The 14,797-nt window shown below is 71.7% G+C and carries 16 protein-coding genes; 11 read left to right on the forward strand and 5 right to left on the reverse strand.

Annotated elements, in window-relative coordinates:
- Positions 1–83: 83 nt before the first annotated feature.
- The 5 genes from OG456_RS36180 to OG456_RS36200 all read left to right on the forward strand — a co-directional run bounded on the left by OG456_RS36180 (position 84) and on the right by OG456_RS36200 (position 4,241).
- Positions 84–728: a TetR/AcrR family transcriptional regulator gene (locus OG456_RS36180; RefSeq protein WP_266568538.1), complete on the forward strand. Its 645-nt coding sequence runs from the start codon at positions 84–86 to the stop codon at positions 726–728.
- A gap of 139 nt (positions 729–867) precedes the next feature.
- Positions 868–1,833: an alpha/beta hydrolase gene (locus OG456_RS36185; protein ID WP_266568540.1), complete on the forward strand. Its 966-nt coding sequence runs from the start codon at positions 868–870 to the stop codon at positions 1,831–1,833.
- Positions 1,830–2,714, forward strand: coding sequence for an alpha/beta fold hydrolase (locus OG456_RS36190; protein WP_266568542.1), 885 nt, complete (start codon positions 1,830–1,832; stop codon positions 2,712–2,714). The genes OG456_RS36185 and OG456_RS36190 overlap by 4 nt, the downstream gene beginning before the upstream one ends.
- Before the next feature lie 68 nt (positions 2,715–2,782).
- Positions 2,783–3,622, forward strand: a complete 840-nt coding sequence (locus OG456_RS36195) for an alpha/beta fold hydrolase (protein WP_266568544.1) — start codon at positions 2,783–2,785, stop codon at positions 3,620–3,622.
- A gap of 52 nt (positions 3,623–3,674) precedes the next feature.
- On the forward strand, positions 3,675–4,241 hold the full coding sequence (locus OG456_RS36200) for a GNAT family N-acetyltransferase (protein ID WP_266568546.1): 567 nt from the start codon (positions 3,675–3,677) through the stop codon (positions 4,239–4,241).
- 17 nt (positions 4,242–4,258) lie between these two features.
- On the opposite strand, the gene OG456_RS36205 is transcribed toward OG456_RS36200, so the two are convergent.
- Positions 4,259–5,059 (reverse strand): hypothetical protein, encoded by an 801-nt coding sequence (locus OG456_RS36205; protein ID WP_266568548.1) that lies wholly within the window; start codon positions 5,057–5,059, stop codon positions 4,259–4,261.
- Complete coding sequence (locus OG456_RS36210; protein WP_266568550.1) at positions 5,013–5,831, reverse strand: FadR/GntR family transcriptional regulator; 819 nt, start codon at positions 5,829–5,831, stop codon at positions 5,013–5,015. Before OG456_RS36210 ends, OG456_RS36205 begins: the two co-directional genes overlap by 47 nt.
- 113 nt (positions 5,832–5,944) lie before the next feature.
- On the opposite strand from OG456_RS36210, the gene OG456_RS36215 reads away from it, so the two are divergent.
- From OG456_RS36215 to glsA, 5 genes are all read left to right on the forward strand, one after another.
- Positions 5,945–7,021, forward strand: coding sequence for an ABC transporter ATP-binding protein (locus tag OG456_RS36215; protein ID WP_266568552.1), 1,077 nt, complete (start codon positions 5,945–5,947; stop codon positions 7,019–7,021).
- A 49-nt stretch (positions 7,022–7,070) separates the two neighbouring features.
- Positions 7,071–8,273: an ABC transporter substrate-binding protein gene (locus OG456_RS36220; protein WP_266568554.1), complete on the forward strand. Its 1,203-nt coding sequence runs from the start codon at positions 7,071–7,073 to the stop codon at positions 8,271–8,273.
- Positions 8,274–8,285: 12 nt separating this feature from the next.
- Positions 8,286–9,170 (forward strand): ABC transporter permease, encoded by an 885-nt coding sequence (locus OG456_RS36225; RefSeq protein WP_266568556.1) that lies wholly within the window; start codon positions 8,286–8,288, stop codon positions 9,168–9,170.
- A gap of 97 nt (positions 9,171–9,267) precedes the next feature.
- Entirely contained in the window at positions 9,268–10,083 is an 816-nt protein-coding gene (locus OG456_RS36230) for an ABC transporter permease (RefSeq protein WP_266568558.1), read from the forward strand.
- 70 nt (positions 10,084–10,153) lie between these two features.
- Positions 10,154–11,938 (forward strand): glutaminase A, encoded by a 1,785-nt coding sequence (gene glsA, locus OG456_RS36235; protein ID WP_266568560.1) that lies wholly within the window; start codon positions 10,154–10,156, stop codon positions 11,936–11,938.
- A gap of 46 nt (positions 11,939–11,984) precedes the next feature.
- On the opposite strand, the gene OG456_RS36240 is transcribed toward glsA, so the two are convergent.
- The gene (locus OG456_RS36240) at positions 11,985–13,067 is read right to left on the reverse strand and encodes a CU044_5270 family protein (protein ID WP_266568562.1); all 1,083 of its coding nucleotides are present in this window, start codon (positions 13,065–13,067) and stop codon (positions 11,985–11,987) included.
- A complete protein-coding gene (locus tag OG456_RS36245; RefSeq protein WP_266568564.1) occupies positions 13,064–13,675 on the reverse strand; it encodes an RNA polymerase sigma factor in 612 nt (203 codons plus the stop codon). Before OG456_RS36245 ends, OG456_RS36240 begins: the two co-directional genes overlap by 4 nt.
- Positions 13,676–13,796: 121 nt before the next feature.
- Between OG456_RS36245 and OG456_RS36250 the strand changes: the two genes are divergently transcribed.
- Positions 13,797–14,318: a hypothetical protein gene (locus tag OG456_RS36250; protein WP_266568566.1), complete on the forward strand. Its 522-nt coding sequence runs from the start codon at positions 13,797–13,799 to the stop codon at positions 14,316–14,318.
- A gap of 42 nt (positions 14,319–14,360) precedes the next feature.
- Here the strand turns inward: OG456_RS36250 and OG456_RS36255 are convergent, their stop codons facing one another.
- Complete coding sequence (locus OG456_RS36255) at positions 14,361–14,765, reverse strand: DUF5997 family protein (protein ID WP_266568568.1); 405 nt, start codon at positions 14,763–14,765, stop codon at positions 14,361–14,363.
- Positions 14,766–14,797 lie beyond the last annotated feature (32 nt).

Genomic DNA, 14,797 nt, shown 5'->3' on the forward strand with positions numbered 1-14,797 from the left:
GAGACCTCCGGCTGAGCTTGATCATGGTCCGTCCCCGGGGGCTAAGGTCGGCCCGAGCGTTCGCTGCGCGAGGAGGACCGGCCATGGAAGCCGCCGATGTGAACACCCCTGCCGACGACGGCTCACCAGGACGGGCGGGATACCGGAGGTCGGCCGGGTCGCCGCGCGGCGAAGCCCGGCGGCGGGAACTCCTCGCCCTCGTCACCGATGACCTCGAGGTCAACGGGCTCGTGGACTTCTCGCTCCGGCGCGCGGCGCGAGCGGCCGGCACCACGCACAAGGTGCTGCTCTACCACTTCGACGGGGCCGACGACCTGCTCACGCAGGCGATCGTCCAGCTGCGCGAGCGGCGCATCGCGAAGGCGCTCGCCGCCGCCACCGAGGGCCACGACCGCAGGACGCTGGCGGAATGGGTGCGCGCGGTCTGGCCGATCCTCGTGGGGCCGGAGGCGCGCGTGCTCGACCAGGCCATCGGGCTGGCGATGTACGACCCGGAGCGCCACGCCGCACTGGGCCGCGAGGCGTCGCAGCAGTATCTGCCCACGCTGCTGTCCGTGTGCCCCGGGCACTGGTCCGACCGTCGCAAGCTCGAGGTCGCCGAGATGGTCCTCGCCACGCTCCGGGGCTTTCTGGTGGACGCGCGGACCAGCGGTGACGCCGAGGGTGTCGCCGCCGGGTTCGAGGCGCTGGCCCGCGCGCTGGAGCGGGAGGAGGCCGCGGAGGCGTGACCGCGGTGCCCGGACGGCACCCGATCCGGCCGGACCGCGTGGGCGGAGTCCGTGGACAGGTTGTGAACCACATGGTTCACTTTCGGTGAGGGTGTTTCTCATCCACTCGGATCCACGCGGGTCCACTCGGAGGCCGGTCATGCGGATGTCCATGGAGCGGGAGAAAGTCCGATTCCCCAGCGGCGGCACCGAATGCGCCGCGTGGCACTACCCGGGGACGAACGGCGCGTGCGTGGTCATGGCGCCCGGCGGCGGGGTGACCAAGGAGCCGGGCACCGACCCGTTCGCGGCGCGCTTCCACGCCGCCGGGTTCAGCGTCCTGGCCTTCGACTACCGGCGCTTCGGCGAGAGCGGGGGCGCGCCGCGCCAGATCCTGGACATCGAGGAGCAACTCGCCGACTGGCGTGCCGCGATCGCCCGTGCCGCGACACTGCCGGAGGTCGACCCCGCACGCGTCGCGGCCTGGGGGTTCTCGGCCTCGGGCGGTCACATCTTCCAAGTCGCGGCGCGCGCACCGCGGTTGGCGGCTGCGATCGCCCAGACGCCGCTGGCCGACGGGCCCGTGGCGTCGCGCCGGGCGATGGCGTATCAGACGCCGTGGGGAATGCTCCGGCTCACCGTGAGGGGCCTCCTCGATGCCGCCGGTGGTCTCGTCGGACGTAAGCCCCTGCTGATGCCGCTCGCCGGTCCGCCCGGGACCGTGGCGATGCTCACCACGCCGGACGGGAACGAGGGCGACCGGGCGCTCAACCCGGGCAACCGCTACCCGGACTGGCAGCAGGAGGTCGCCGCCCGCTCGGCGCTGAGCCTCAGCTTCTACCGGCCGGGCCGCCAGGCGTCCAAGGCGCGGTGTCCCCTGCTGGTCGTCGTGTGCGACCAGGACCGGTCCGCCCTGCCGGGGCCGGCCGTCGACGCAGCGCGACAAGCACCGCAAGCAGAGGTGGTCCACCTGCCGGGAGGGCACTACGCGCCCTTCATGGACGCGCACGACCCGGCCGTCGAAGCCGAACTCGCCTTTCTGCAGCGCCACTTGCTCGGCAGGACGCCACCCGCCGGCCCTGAGGCCGCCGTCACCTCTGATCCTTCGGCCCGGAGCCGGTCATGAGGGAGATCGAGCTGACCGCAGGGACCGTCGCATACGAGGACACGGGAGAGCGGGCGGACGCGGACGCGGGCAGCGATGGCCCCACGCTCGTCTTCCTGCACGGCCTGATGATGGACGCCTCGCTCTGGGACGGCCCGATCGCGGAACTGTCCGGCGAGCACCGGTGCGTGGCGCCGACGCTGCCCCTGGGCGCGCACCGCCGCGCGATGCGCGACGACGCCGACCTGTCGCTGCCCGGGGTCGCCCGCCTCGTCGTCGAGTTCCTCGACCGTCTCGACCTGCGCGACGTCACCCTCGTCGGAAACGACACCGGCGGGGCGCTCGTCCAACTGGTCATCTCCGAGGGCGCCGCCGAGCGCGTGGGCCGCGTGGTGCTTGTCTCGTGCGAGGCGTTCGACAACCTTCCACCGGGGCTGACCGGCAGGACGCTCGCTCTCGCGGGGAAGCTGTCGCCAAGGATGTTCGGGCTCTTCATGCAGCAGATGCGCATCGGCGCGGTGCGGCGGCTGCCCATTGCGTTCGGGCGGCTGACCAGACGAGGCGGCGCCGCGACCGGCCGGTGGATGAGGCCCGTCATCACGCAACAGGAGATCCGCCGTGATGCCGTACGGATGTTGCGCGCGGTCTTCGCCGACACCCGCGTCCTGCTCCGGGCGGCGGAGCGCCTGCCGGTGTTCGACCGGCCCGCGCTCATCGTGTGGGCGCGCGACGACCGAGTGATGCCGCTCGCCCACGGCCGACGCCTCGCCGAACTCCTCCCGCAGGGCCGGCTGGTCGAGATCGAGGACAGCTACACCCTCGTCCCCTTGGACCAGCCGACCGAACTGGCCTTAGCTGTACGGGAGTTCACGTGCGTACCCGGTCCTGACCCCCGCTGGTGACTCCCGGCCCCGCCGGGCGCGCGCCAATCCGCTTGCCATGATCGGCGCCCGGACCCGAGGATGACGCCATGCCCGCCTTCACCGCACCCGACGGCACCCGGCTCGCCTACCACGTCGTGGGGGAGGGCGAGCCCCTCATCTGCCTGCCCGGCGGCCCCATGCGTGCCTCCGCCTACCTCGGCGATCTCGGCGGACTCTCGAAGCGACGCCGCCTTGTGCTGCTCGACCTGCGTGGCACGGGCGACTCCGACGCCCCGGCGGATCCGGCCACGTACCGCTGCGACCGGCAGGTCGACGACGTCGAGGCGCTCCGTACCCAACTCGGCCTGGAGAGCGTCGATCTGCTCGCGCACTCGGCGGCCGGCGACCTCGCGCTGCTCTACGCGGCCAGGTACCCCCGGCGCGTGCGCACCCTCACGATGGTCACCGCCCGCGCACGCGCCCTGGGCGTCGACTTCACCACGGAGCACCGCCTCGAAGCGGCAGCACTGCGCGTGGACGAACCGTGGTTCGCGTCCGCGCGCGACGCGTACGGACGGGTCTGGGACGGCACCGCGACCGACGCCGACTTCGACGCGTCGGTGCCGTTCTTCTACGGGCGCTGGGACGCGGCCGCCGAGGCGCACGCCGCCGGTGAGGTCGAGCAGACCAACGAGGCGGCGGCGGACGTCTACGCGTCGGCCGGAGCCTTCGACCCCGCCGCGGCCCGCGCCGCGCTGGCCGGGTGGGACGCGCGGGTCCTGGTCCTGGCGGGCGAGCGGGACGGTGGCCCGCTGCCCCGGGTCGCCGCCGCCTTCGCGGAGCTGCTCCCGCACGCCGAACTGGTCGTCCAGGAAGGCTCGGGCCACTTCCCGTGGGTCGATGACCCCGAGCGCTTCACGCGGACGGTGGCCTCGTTCCTGGGATAGCCGCTGCAATGCGTGCCGTGTGTGCCGCGCCAGCCGTGTCAAGATCGGTCCCATGATGTATCGCTGGGCGACCGAGGCCGACGCTCCCGCCATGGCCGCGCTCTTCGCCGCCAATCACCGCGAAGCCCTGACGGAACGTCAGCGGGAGGAGCAGGGCTTCGTGCAAGGGGGTTTCGACGCGGCAACGCTCCGCTCCATGGCCGCGGCCGGGACGTTGCTGGTGGCCGACGACGACGGGCAGGTGGCGGGTCTCCTCGCCCTCTCCGGCCCCGAGGAACTGCCCGCGCCGCCGCCACCGGTCGTCGGACTGCTCGCGGCGCAGGACACGCTGCGCTGGGAGGGCCGGCCGCTGAGCGAGGTGCGCTGGCTGCTCTACGGGCCCGTGGTCGTCGACGCGGCCTACCGGGGGCGCGGGGTGGCGCGCGGACTGTTCACCATGGCTGTCGAGGCGGCCGCGGCGCGGGCCGACGCGGTGGTCGCGTTCATCGAGTCCACGAACCGGCCCTCCTGGCGCGTCCACGTGGACGGGTTCGGTATGCGGCCCCTGGGCGAGTACGTCGTGGACGGCCGCACCTACAGCGCCGTCGCAGCGGCGGTGCGCGCGCCGGGTGGCGCCTGAGGGAACAGGACGTGGGTCTACGGCCGCACGGCGGAAGACGTCGCCGTCGCCAGGACCAGCGGGACGCCGTCGCAGGGCAGCAGGCGCAGCCCCTCGTGGTCCGTGCCCTCCGCCGGTCCGGCCAGTACCGCCGCGAGGTCGGGGCCCTTGCTGAGGGAGCCGACGAGGTGGCGGGGGTCCGTGGAGGCGGCGACGCGGCCGCGCGCGTTCACCAGACGGGCGGGCCCCGGGAGGCGCTGGAGCAGCGGCATGACGACGGACTCGAAGCGGCGCAGGTAGACGTCGGCGGCGGCCACTCCCATGAAGCCTCCTTCGACCGTCACGGGGGCGGAGAGTGTGAGGCTGTACTCGTCGGAGCAGAGGTAGTCGACGTAGGGGCCCGCAACAGCCCGCTGTCCGGTGTCACGGGGCAGTGTGAACCAGTCCCAGTGGGTGTAGTCCGAGTACGCGGAGCGCTGCGGGTCCAGGTCGAGCAGCAGCGGCTGCACGGCCCCGTCCGCGGTCCGCTGCCACCACTCCAGCCACGCGGGTACGTCGTCGAGGAGGCCGGGCGCCGCGACGAAGCCGATCCCCGAGACCAGGTCGTAGCGGTCGAGCCGGGTGTGCAGCCCGGGGCGGAGCGCGGTCAGGTCGTCCGTGACCGGGCGGCGGCCCTTCGCGGTGACGGAGGAGAGCACGGACTCGATGTCCACGGCGGTGGCGCCGACGGCGTCGAAGACACCTTCGAGCGCGTCACGGACGCGGGCGGCCGCCTCGGCTGCCGGCCGGTCGTCAAGCAGCGCCGATCCGGCGTGTGCGGGACGGGGGTTGCTGCCCATCGGGGGCCTCCTTCGGACCGGGACCGCTCGCGCCGCCGGCCGGGCCGAGGCGGAGTTCGATCAGGCGCGCCATGGAGGTCTGCACGCATTCTTCGGCCAGGGCCCTGGCACGGTCGTCAGCCCCATCATGCACGGCCGAGATCACGGCGCGGTGACGGTCCGCCGCGTCCGCGAGGAGTGCGTCGTCGTGCAGCACGAGCCGTAGCAGGGCCCCGACTTCGGTCTGCAGAGTGACTTCCTCCCTGGTCAGACGGGCGGACTGGGCGGCGGCGGCCAGCTCGACATGGAAGCGCCCGTAGACGCGGCTGCGGGCTCCCGAGTCCTTGGCGTCCATCAACTCTCCCAAAGACCTCTGCAGTTGCCGCAGATCGGCGGGCTCCGTGCGCCGGGCCGCGAGACGGGCGGCGGCGCCGGAGACGGCGGCCCAGTGGTCGGCGAGATCGCGCAGTTCCTCGGTGCTCCAGTCGGCGAGGCGGGCGAGGAGTCGGTTCTCGGCGGGGCCGTCGGGGACGGTCACGAAGCTGCCACCGCCGCGGCCCCTGCGGGTGGTGACCAGCCCGCGCTGCCGCAGCGCCATGAGCGCCTCGCGCAGGGTCACGGTGGAGACGCCGAGCTGGGCGGCGAGGTCGCTCTCGCCGGGCAGCTGCTCACCGTCGGCGAGCAGCCCGAGGTCGATGGCGTCACCGAGCCGCCGCACCACGGCGTCCACGCGGGCGAGCGTGTCGACGGGTGTGAAGACGGCTCTTCGGACGCCGGTTTTGTCTCGGTTCACGGTCACCACCTTGCCACTTGGCACAGCCTTTACCTTAGCGGGGCCTTGAAATTAGAACTATGGCTTCATATGTTTACGGCCAACTCCCGACAGCACCAGAAAGGTTCCCGCCCATGGAGGGAATGGCCATCCGGCTGCAGAGCCTGCGCAAGTCCTTCGGCAGGACGGAGGCCGTGGCCGGGGTCGACCTGGAGATCGCGGACGGCGAGTTCTTCTCGATGCTGGGGCCGTCCGGCTCGGGCAAGACCACGGTGCTCCGGATGATCGCGGGCTTCGAGGCCCCGACCGCCGGAACCATCGAGCTCGCGGGCACCGACGTCACCCGTCGGGCCCCCTTCGAGCGTGATGTGCACACCGTGTTCCAGGACTACGCGCTGTTCCCGCACATGACCCTGGAGCAGAACGTCGCCTACAGCCTCAAGGTCCGCAAGGTGCCCAAGGCCGAGCGCCTCGCGCGGGCCAGGGAGGCACTGGCGAGCGTGCGGCTCGAAGGCTTCGGCGGGCGCCGGCCCTCCCAGCTCTCCGGTGGCCAGCGTCAGCGCGTGGCCCTGGCCCGCGCCCTCGTCGGCCGCCCGAAGGTGCTGCTCCTCGACGAACCGCTGGGCGCCCTCGACCTCAAGCTCCGTGAGCAGATGCAGGTCGAACTCAAGGCGATCCAGCGCGAGATCGGCATCACGTTCGTCTTCGTCACGCACGACCAGGAGGAGGCGCTGACGATGAGTGACCGCATCGCGGTCTTCAACCAGGGCCGCGTCGAACAGGTCGGCACCCCGGCCCAGATATACGAGCGTCCCGCCACCCCCTTCGTCGCGGGGTTCGTCGGCACCTCGAACCTGCTGTCCGGCGACGCGGCGGAGCAGGTCGTGGGGGACCGGGCCACGTACAGCATCCGCCCGGAGAAGATCCACGTGCTCAAGGAGTCCGCCGCCGCCGAGCCGGAGCACGCGAGCGCGACCGGCACCGTCGCGGAGGTCGTCTATCTGGGGGACGCGACCCGGTTCCTCGTCGACCTCGACGCCGGTGGCCGGCTCACCGCCCTGCAGCAGAACCTGGAGACGTCGTCCGAGGACGTGGCCGCCCTGCGCGGCTCCCGGGTCAGCCTCCAGTGGCACCGGCGGCACAACTTCCAGGTGCCTGAAGCCAGTCGGCCATCCGTCCAGGACGCTCCTGGCAAGCACGTCTCGAAGTAGACCCGTACGACCGTTACCGCCCGCCCGTCCCCTCTCCGTGGAGATCCCCGTGCGACTGACCCGAACGTCCCGAGCGGTGGCCGCGCTCGGCGCCCTGCTCCTCGCCTCCGCCTGCGGTTCCTCGGACACCGCCGGATCCTCTTCCGGCGGCAGCGACTTCACCCCGCCGAAGCTCTCCGCGCAGAAGACCCTCGGCAAGCCGGAGGGGCAGGTCAACCTGATCGCCTGGGCAGGCTACGCCGAGGACGGCTCGAACGACCCGAAGGTCGACTGGGTCACCGACTTCGAGAAGCAGACCGGCTGCCAGGTGAACACCAAGACCGCGGGCACGTCCGACGAGATGGTCAACCTGATGAAGACCGGCCAGTACGACGCGGTCTCCGCCTCCGGTGACGCGTCGCTGCGGCTGATCGCCTCGGGTGACGCGGCCCCCGTGAACACCAAGCTGGTGCCCAACTACAAGGACGTCTTCGCCGGGCTGAAGAACCAGCAGTGGAACTCGGTCAAGGGTGTCGCCTACGGCATCCCGCACGGCCGCGGCGCCAACCTCCTCATGTACAACACCAAGAAGGTCTCCCCGGCGCCCGACTCCTGGTCCGCGGTCTTCGACAAGGCCTCCGCCCACAAGGGGAAGGTCACCGCGTACGACTCGCCGATCTACCTCGCGGACGCCGCCCTGTACCTGATGAAGTCCAAGCCGTCCCTCGGCATCAAGGACCCGTACGCGCTGGACCAGAAGCAGTTCGACGCGGCGGTCGCCCTGCTCAAGGCGCAGAACTCCAACGTCGGCGAGTACTGGAGCGACTACCTCAAGGAGGTCTCCGCGTTCAAGAGCGGTGACTCCGTCGTCGGCACCAGCTGGCAGGTGATCCTCAACACCGCCCAGGCGGAGAAGGTCCCCGTGAAGGGGGTCCTGCCCAAGGAGGGCGCCACCGGCTGGTCCGACACCTGGATGCTCTCCGCCAAGGCCAAGCACCCCAACTGCGCCTACAAGTGGATGGACTGGATCATCTCGCCGAAGGCCAACGCGCAGGTCGCCGAGTACTTCGGCGAGGCTCCGGCCAACGCGAAGGCCTGTGACCTGACGGCCGACAAGAACCACTGCGCCACCTACCACGCGGCCGACGAGGCGTACTGGAAGAACGTCCACTTCTGGACCACGCCCATCGCCCAGTGCATCGACGGCCGCACGGACACCAAGTGCGTCCCGTACGCCAAGTGGGTCCAGGCCTGGACCGAGATCAAGGGCTAGGACCTGCCGCCGATGACCGACACCGCGCCTGCCGCCGGACCTGTCCGGCGGCTCGCCGGGGCGCTGTACCGCCGCCCCCGGCTACAGCTGTCCCTGCTGCTCTCCGCACCGACGGCCTGGCTCGTCCTGGCCTATCTCGGCTCGCTCACCGTCCTGTTCCTGTCCGCGTTCTGGACCACGGACTCCTTCACCTCGAACGTCGTGAAGATCTGGAACACGGACAACTTCACCGCGCTGTTCACCACCGACGTCTACCGGCAGGTGGCCCTGCGCAGCGTCGGCGTCGCCCTCGCGGTCACCGCCCTGTGCGTACTGATCGCGTTCCCGATCGCGTTCTACACGGCCCGCATCGCGCACCCCCGGTGGCGGCCGCTCCTCGTCGTCGCCATCCTCACCCCGCTCTGGGCGAGCTACCTCGTCAAGGCGTACGCCTGGCGGCTCATCCTCGCCCAAGGAGGGCTGTTGGACTGGGTGTTGGGACCGCTCGGCCTCAAGGGGCCCGGCTACGGCCTCACCGCCACCGTCCTCGTCCTGACCTACCTGTGGCTGCCGTACATGATCCTGCCGATCCACGCCGGACTCGAACAGCTCCCGGACAGCCTCCTCGACGCCTCCGCCGACCTCGGCGCCCGCACGGGCCGCACCTTCCGCTCCGTCGTCCTGCCGATGATCCTGCCGTCCGTCGCGGCCGGCTCGGTCTTCACCTTCTCGCTCAGCCTCGGCGACTACATCGCCGTACAGATCGTCGGCGGCAAGACCCAGCTGATCGGCAACCTCATCTACTCCAACATCACCCTCGACCTGCCGCTCGCCGCCGCGCTCGGCACCGTGCCCGTGGTGATCATCGTGCTCTATCTGCTCGCGGTACGCCGTACCGGAGCCCTCAGCAGCCTGTGACGCCCCGAGCCCGCCGGTTCCTCTGAAGCCCCTGATGTCCCGGGCCGCCGCCCGCCCCAGCCGACCCTCCGGATCACGCACAGCGAAGGTCCCTCCAGTGAATCTCTCCCGCCCCGCGCGCATCACCCTGCGCATCGCCGCCGCGCTCGGCTTCGCGGTGATCTACGTCCCTCTGTTCCTTGTCCTCGTCAACTCCCTGAACCCGGACCGCAGTTCGGGCTGGCCGCCGCCCGGGCTCACCTTCGAGTGGTGGGCCGACGCCTGGCACAGCTCCGGCGCCCGCGACGCCCTGTGGACGTCGGTCAAGGCCGGGCTCGGCGCGACCGCCATCGCCCTGGTCCTCGGCACGCTCATCGCGTTCGCCTGCCAGCGCTACAGGTTCTTCGGACGCGACGCCATCTCCTTCGTCGTCGTCCTGCCGATCGCGCTGCCCGGCATCGTCACCGGCGTCGCCCTCAACACCGCCTTCCGCACGGTCCTCGAACCGCTCGGCGTGGGCCTCGGGCTGTTCACCGTCATCGTCGGCCACGCCACGTTCTGCATCGTGGTGGTCTTCAACAACGTCATCGCCCGGCTGCGGCGCATGCCGGGGTCGTACGAAGAGGCCGCGATGGACCTCGGGGCGCACAGCTTCCGTACGTATCTCGACATCACGTTCCCGCTGGTGCGCTCCGCGCTGGTCGCCGGCGGCCTGCTCGCCTTCGCCCTCTCCTTCGACGAGATCGTCGTGACGACCTTCACCGCCGGACCCGGCATCCAGACACTGCCCGTCTGGATCTTCTCGAACATGGCGCGCCCGCAGCAGGCCCCCGTCGTCAACGTCGTCGCCGCCGTTCTCGTCCTGCTGTCCGTCATCCCGATCTATCTCGCCCAGCGTCTGTCCTCGGACACGGCGTCCGGGAGCCGGATCTGACTCGGGCACCGCAGGCACCCGTGGCCTGCTTGGGAAGGCGCGTCGTCCGGCCGTGGTGTTCGATTGCGGTGTGAGGCACAACAAGCCACCGGACGATCCGCTCGCCGCGCTCCTGGACCGCGTCCTCATCAGGCTGCGCGACCTCACGGAGGGCGAGCCGGCCTCGTACATCCCGGAGCTGAGCGGGGCCGATCCGGGCCTGTTCGGACTGAGCCTGTGCGCGCTCGACGGGCAGGTGTACAGCTGCGGCGACAGCGAGGTGCCGTTCACCGTCCAGTCCGTGTCCAAGCCCTTCGTCTTCGCGCTCGCACTCGCCGACCAGGGCCTGGAGGACGTCCTCGCGCGCGTGGGCGCCGAACCGAGCGGTGAGGGGTTCAGCTCGATCCGCCTCGAACCCGGCACCGGACGCCCGCCCAACCCGATGGTCAACGCCGGTGCCATCGTGACCAGTTCACTGGTGGCCGGTGCGAACCCCGACGAGCGCTTCGCCCGCATCCTGGCCGGCCTGGGAGCCTTCGCGGGCCGGGACCTGACCGTCGACGACGCGGTGTTCGCCTCCGAGCGCGCCACCGGTGACCGCAACCGCGCCCTCGCCTACCTCATGCACAACGCGGGATCGCTCACCGGCGACGTGGAGGAGCAGCTCGCGGTCTACTTCCGTCAGTGCTCCGTGCTCGTGACCTGCGACGACCTCGCCGTGATGCACGCGACCCTGGCCGGCGGCGGCACCAACCCGCTCACCGGCGAACGGGTCGTCGCCTCCCGCCACGCCCAGCACGTCCTCGCCGTCATGGCCACCTGCGGCATGTACGACGCCTCCGGGCAGTGGATGCTGCGCGTGGGCCTGCCGGCGAAGAGCGGAGTCTCGGGCGGGATCGGCGTGGCGCTGCCCGGCCAGTTCGGCATCGGTGTGTTCAGCCCGCCCCTGGACGAGAAGGGCAACAGCGTCCGCGCCATCGCCGCCTGCCACCTCCTGTCGGAACAGTTCGGGCTGCACCTGATGCGCGCCACCGGCAGCAGCGGTCGTCCGCTGCCGCCGCGCTCCCTCGACCCGGGCCCACTGCGCTCGCTGCGCCACCGTCCGCGCGACCAGCGCGCCGCACTCGACGAACGGCCCGACCGCATCCGCGTCCACGTCCTCCAGGGTGACCTGGACTTCGCCACCGCCGAACAGACCCTGCGCGCGGCCCGCGACCTACCGAAGGCCGCCCGCTGGTTCGTTCTGGACCTCGCACGGGTCGGCCGCATCGAACCCGTCGCCGCCGACCTTCTGCGCGCCCTCGGCCACGACCTGCGCGAACGCGGGATCCGCATGGTGATCGCCGACCCGTCGGCGCGCCCCGTCACGCACGCCAAGGACGAATTCGCCGACCTCGGACGCGCCATCGAATCCTGCGAGGACGAACTCCTGACCGACCTCGGACTCGCCCCCTCCGCGCCGGTTCCCCTGACGGACAGCGACCTCTTCGGGAGGGCCGGCGAGCAGGCCGCGCAGGCCGTCTCCGACTGCTTCGGCACCATGTCCCTGTCCGCCGGTCAGACCGTCGAGCCACCCCGCGCGGAGCCCGTGGTCCTCTGGTACGTGGAGTCGGGGCGCCTGGCCGTGTGTGCCCACAGCTCGCGGCCCACACCCGCGGGCCGCACCTGGTCCGCGGGGCCCGGCGCGGCCCTCACCCCCGCCGACTTTCACGCCCGCCTGGGCGAGCGCGTCATGGCCGAGGAGGACTCGGTGTGCCGCACCCTGACCGCAGCCGGACTGCTGCGCCTGCGCGCGGCCGTCCCCGCGGCGGCGGCCTTCCTGGAGCGCAGCCCGCTCGACGGCGCGGAGACGGTGGACCGCCCCGAGGGGGCCTGAGCCGAACGGGGGTGCGCCCGAAGCGGGCCGCCGCTCCGCTGCTCCGTCAGCTGTCGGCCGTCGTGTCGGCGGGCATCGTGCCGGACTTGTCGACGACGGTGCGGCGCAGGATCGCGTTCGTCCCCGCCAGTTTCATGCCCTTGCCGTCCTTGTCCAGGTACGAGCGTGAGCCGAGGTAGGTGAGGCTCTCGCTGTCGAAGATCCACTCACTGCGGCTCGCGGACCTGTCGTCCTGGCGCGCGACGCCGACCCCGTGGCGCCCCGCGGCGTCGACCGCGTCGGGAATCCGCTTGATGCCCGGGATGCGCGCGACGGCTTTGTAGAGCGCCGCGGCGTTCTTCGGCGGCATCACCGTCTCGTCGAGGAGGGACCCGATCTTCTCGAAGACGGCCTGGTCCTCGGACTCGCGGCCCCCGGTCCGGGTCCCGGCGTAGAGCTCGTCGAGGAGCTGGTCCGGGTCGGTGGGCAGCGAGGCCAGCCAGGCGTACGTCGGACTCTCCAGGCCGGGGGCCAGTGCGTCCGTCGACTTGTAGGGGAGGAGCTGCCCGGACATCGGAACGCCCCTGCCGGTCTCCTTCATGGTGCCGAGGGTTTTCACCGGCTTGGACGTCTGCGCCATCCAGACCTCGCGCCGGTGCGGGGCGCCGAGTTCGACGGGCCCGGCGAACGTGCCCTCGTTCGAGCGGACGGTGCTGCGTACGTACACGTACTGGCCGTCCTTGACCGGTGCGGTGTCCGTCCGGAGGGACGCGTCGGCGATCTGGTTCAGAAGGACGGTGGCTCCGCCGTCCGACGCGGGAGCCTGCGCCACGGGCGTCGCTCCGTGGTCGTCGCCGGTGAAGGTGAGGGTGGCGGCCAGCGCGCCCGTGAGCGCCAGGGCCGCGACGGGGACGGCCACCGCGGGGCGCAGGAGACGTCGCCGCAGCGGGGTGGGGGCGGCGCTCGCCCGGCCGTGCGGCGGAGTGGCGGCTGCGACGCTCTCGTGGTGGAGGTCGATCTGCTGCATCAGGATGTCCTTGTGGTGGCGGTGTCGCCCCCGCGGCAGATCCCATTCGGGCGCCTCGGGCAGAAGCCGTGACACCTCCTGGGCCTCCTCGCGGTCACTCCCGGAGGGATGTGCTGCGTTCATCGGGTTTCCTCCCGCAGGGGCAGGGCCGCGAACGCGGCCTCACTCGATACCTCTCCGCGGCCGGAGCGCGGTTCCGGTGTTTCCTGCTGACTCAGCCGCCGCAGTTTGGCGCGCGCCCGGGACAGCCGCGAGCGGACCGTGCCCACGGGGACGCCCAACGCCTCCGCCGCCTGCGCGTAGTCGAGCCCGGCCCAGACACACAAGGCGATCACGTCCCGCTCGGGGCGCCGCAGTTCGGCCAACGAGCTGTGGATACGGACGAGTTGGCGGGCGTCGTCGATACGGCCCGCCGTCTCCTCCGAGAAGTCGTCCACGTAGGGTACGGCGGGCTGGCGGGCCAGGAAGGCGAGCCGGCGCCGCAGACCGCGCCGGGCGTTGTGCGCCTTGTTCGTCGCGATGCCGTAGAGCCAGGGCCCGAGGGGCGCGTCGGCGTCGGGGTCGAGTCGCTCCCTGGTCGCCCACGCGGTCAGGAACGTGTCGGACATGATCTCTTCGGCGAGCGACCAGTCGCCGGTCAGGCGCAGGGCGTGGTTGTAGATCGCCCGCGCGTACTCCTCATACAGGTCGGCGAACGCCTCGCGGTCCCCTGCCCGGATCCGTGCACGCATCCGCACTCCCTCTCATCGCGCTTCACATCCGGTACCTCTCCGCACTCCGGTACGCGTTCCGGTGACCTGCGCCACACCGGCAACTCGCGGTGGTCGCACCCGCTGCCGGTGAGGGAGCCGCATGAGGGACATGACGGGCCGTCCGACGTGCTGGTCGGTGCTGACGGCGATGGGAGCGGCCGCACTCGCTCGGCGGGGACACGGCGGCGGAGTGATGGCGGCGGATCACCGCATCATGGCGGGCGCCGATCTGGACGGGAGCGTCAACGGGTCTGTCGCCACCACGGGCCTCGACCGGCTCTTCGTGCTGATGAGAAATGCGAGCCGGGGCCGCGGAACGACCCGTGAGGAGTTCTGGTGGCATCTGCGTGGCTGGCGCCGGAGCCCGCGCCCGCGCGCGTCCGGGCACCGGACCCGCACCGACCTGTCCCCGCTGATGCGACAGCTGGACAGAGCGCTCCCGCTCCCGCCCGAGGCGGTCGACGCCATGACCGACGCGATCGGCACGATCACCGCGGACCGCGCCGTAGTCGTCGGGCGGGCCTGGCAGGGCGCCTTCTTCGACCTTCACCCGCGGTGCCGGGACAGGCGTGTCCTGTCCGGGCCGTCCCCGCGCTTCCCCGAGATCGAGTTCGTGCCCTGACAGGCCGGAGGCGAAGCCGGGGAGGTCGGTCAGGCCGGGAGGTCAGGAACGCTGGTCGCCGGACTGCTCGGCGCGCTGCGCGTTCCGCTCCTTGATGCGGACGGCTTCCTTGCGCACCGCGGCCTGGGTGGCACGCTCCTGCTGGAGCCACTCGGGGCTCTCGGTCTTCAGCGCCTCGATCTGCTCCGTGGTGAGCGCCTCGGTGATCCCGCCACGGGCGAGACCCGAGATCGAGATGCCGAGCTTGGAGGCGACGACGGGCCGGGGGTGCGGGCCGTTGAGCCGCAGCTCCTGGAGCCACTCGGGCGGATCGGCCTGCAGCGCGTTGAGCTCGCTGCGCGAGACGACACCCTCCTGGAACTCGGCGGGGGTGGCCTCGAGGTACACACCCAGCTTCTTGGCCGCGGTCGCGGGCTTCATGGTCTGGGTGGTCTGGTGCGACGTCATGGTGTCAAGGGTATCGACTGTGTGCGATACCT

Source organism: Streptomyces sp. NBC_01446 (assembly GCF_026340095.1).
GTDB lineage: Bacteria > Actinomycetota > Actinomycetes > Streptomycetales > Streptomycetaceae > Streptomyces > Streptomyces aureus.

Coding starts and splice junctions, on each gene's coding strand:
- OG456_RS36180 (WP_266568538.1), top strand. CDS start 84: ATGGAAGCCGCCGATGTGAACACCCCTGCCGACGACGGCTCACCAGGA.
- OG456_RS36185 (WP_266568540.1), top strand. CDS start 868: ATGCGGATGTCCATGGAGCGGGAGAAAGTCCGATTCCCCAGCGGCGGC.
- OG456_RS36190 (WP_266568542.1), top strand. CDS start 1,830: ATGAGGGAGATCGAGCTGACCGCAGGGACCGTCGCATACGAGGACACG.
- OG456_RS36195 (WP_266568544.1), top strand. CDS start 2,783: ATGCCCGCCTTCACCGCACCCGACGGCACCCGGCTCGCCTACCACGTC.
- OG456_RS36200 (WP_266568546.1), top strand. CDS start 3,675: ATGATGTATCGCTGGGCGACCGAGGCCGACGCTCCCGCCATGGCCGCG.
- OG456_RS36205 (WP_266568548.1), bottom strand. CDS start 5,059: ATGGGCAGCAACCCCCGTCCCGCACACGCCGGATCGGCGCTGCTTGAC.
- OG456_RS36215 (WP_266568552.1), top strand. CDS start 5,945: ATGGAGGGAATGGCCATCCGGCTGCAGAGCCTGCGCAAGTCCTTCGGC.
- OG456_RS36225 (WP_266568556.1), top strand. CDS start 8,286: ATGACCGACACCGCGCCTGCCGCCGGACCTGTCCGGCGGCTCGCCGGG.
- OG456_RS36240 (WP_266568562.1), bottom strand. CDS start 13,067: ATGAACGCAGCACATCCCTCCGGGAGTGACCGCGAGGAGGCCCAGGAG.
- OG456_RS36245 (WP_266568564.1), bottom strand. CDS start 13,675: ATGCGTGCACGGATCCGGGCAGGGGACCGCGAGGCGTTCGCCGACCTG.
- OG456_RS36250 (WP_266568566.1), top strand. CDS start 13,797: ATGAGGGACATGACGGGCCGTCCGACGTGCTGGTCGGTGCTGACGGCG.
- OG456_RS36255 (WP_266568568.1), bottom strand. CDS start 14,765: ATGACGTCGCACCAGACCACCCAGACCATGAAGCCCGCGACCGCGGCC.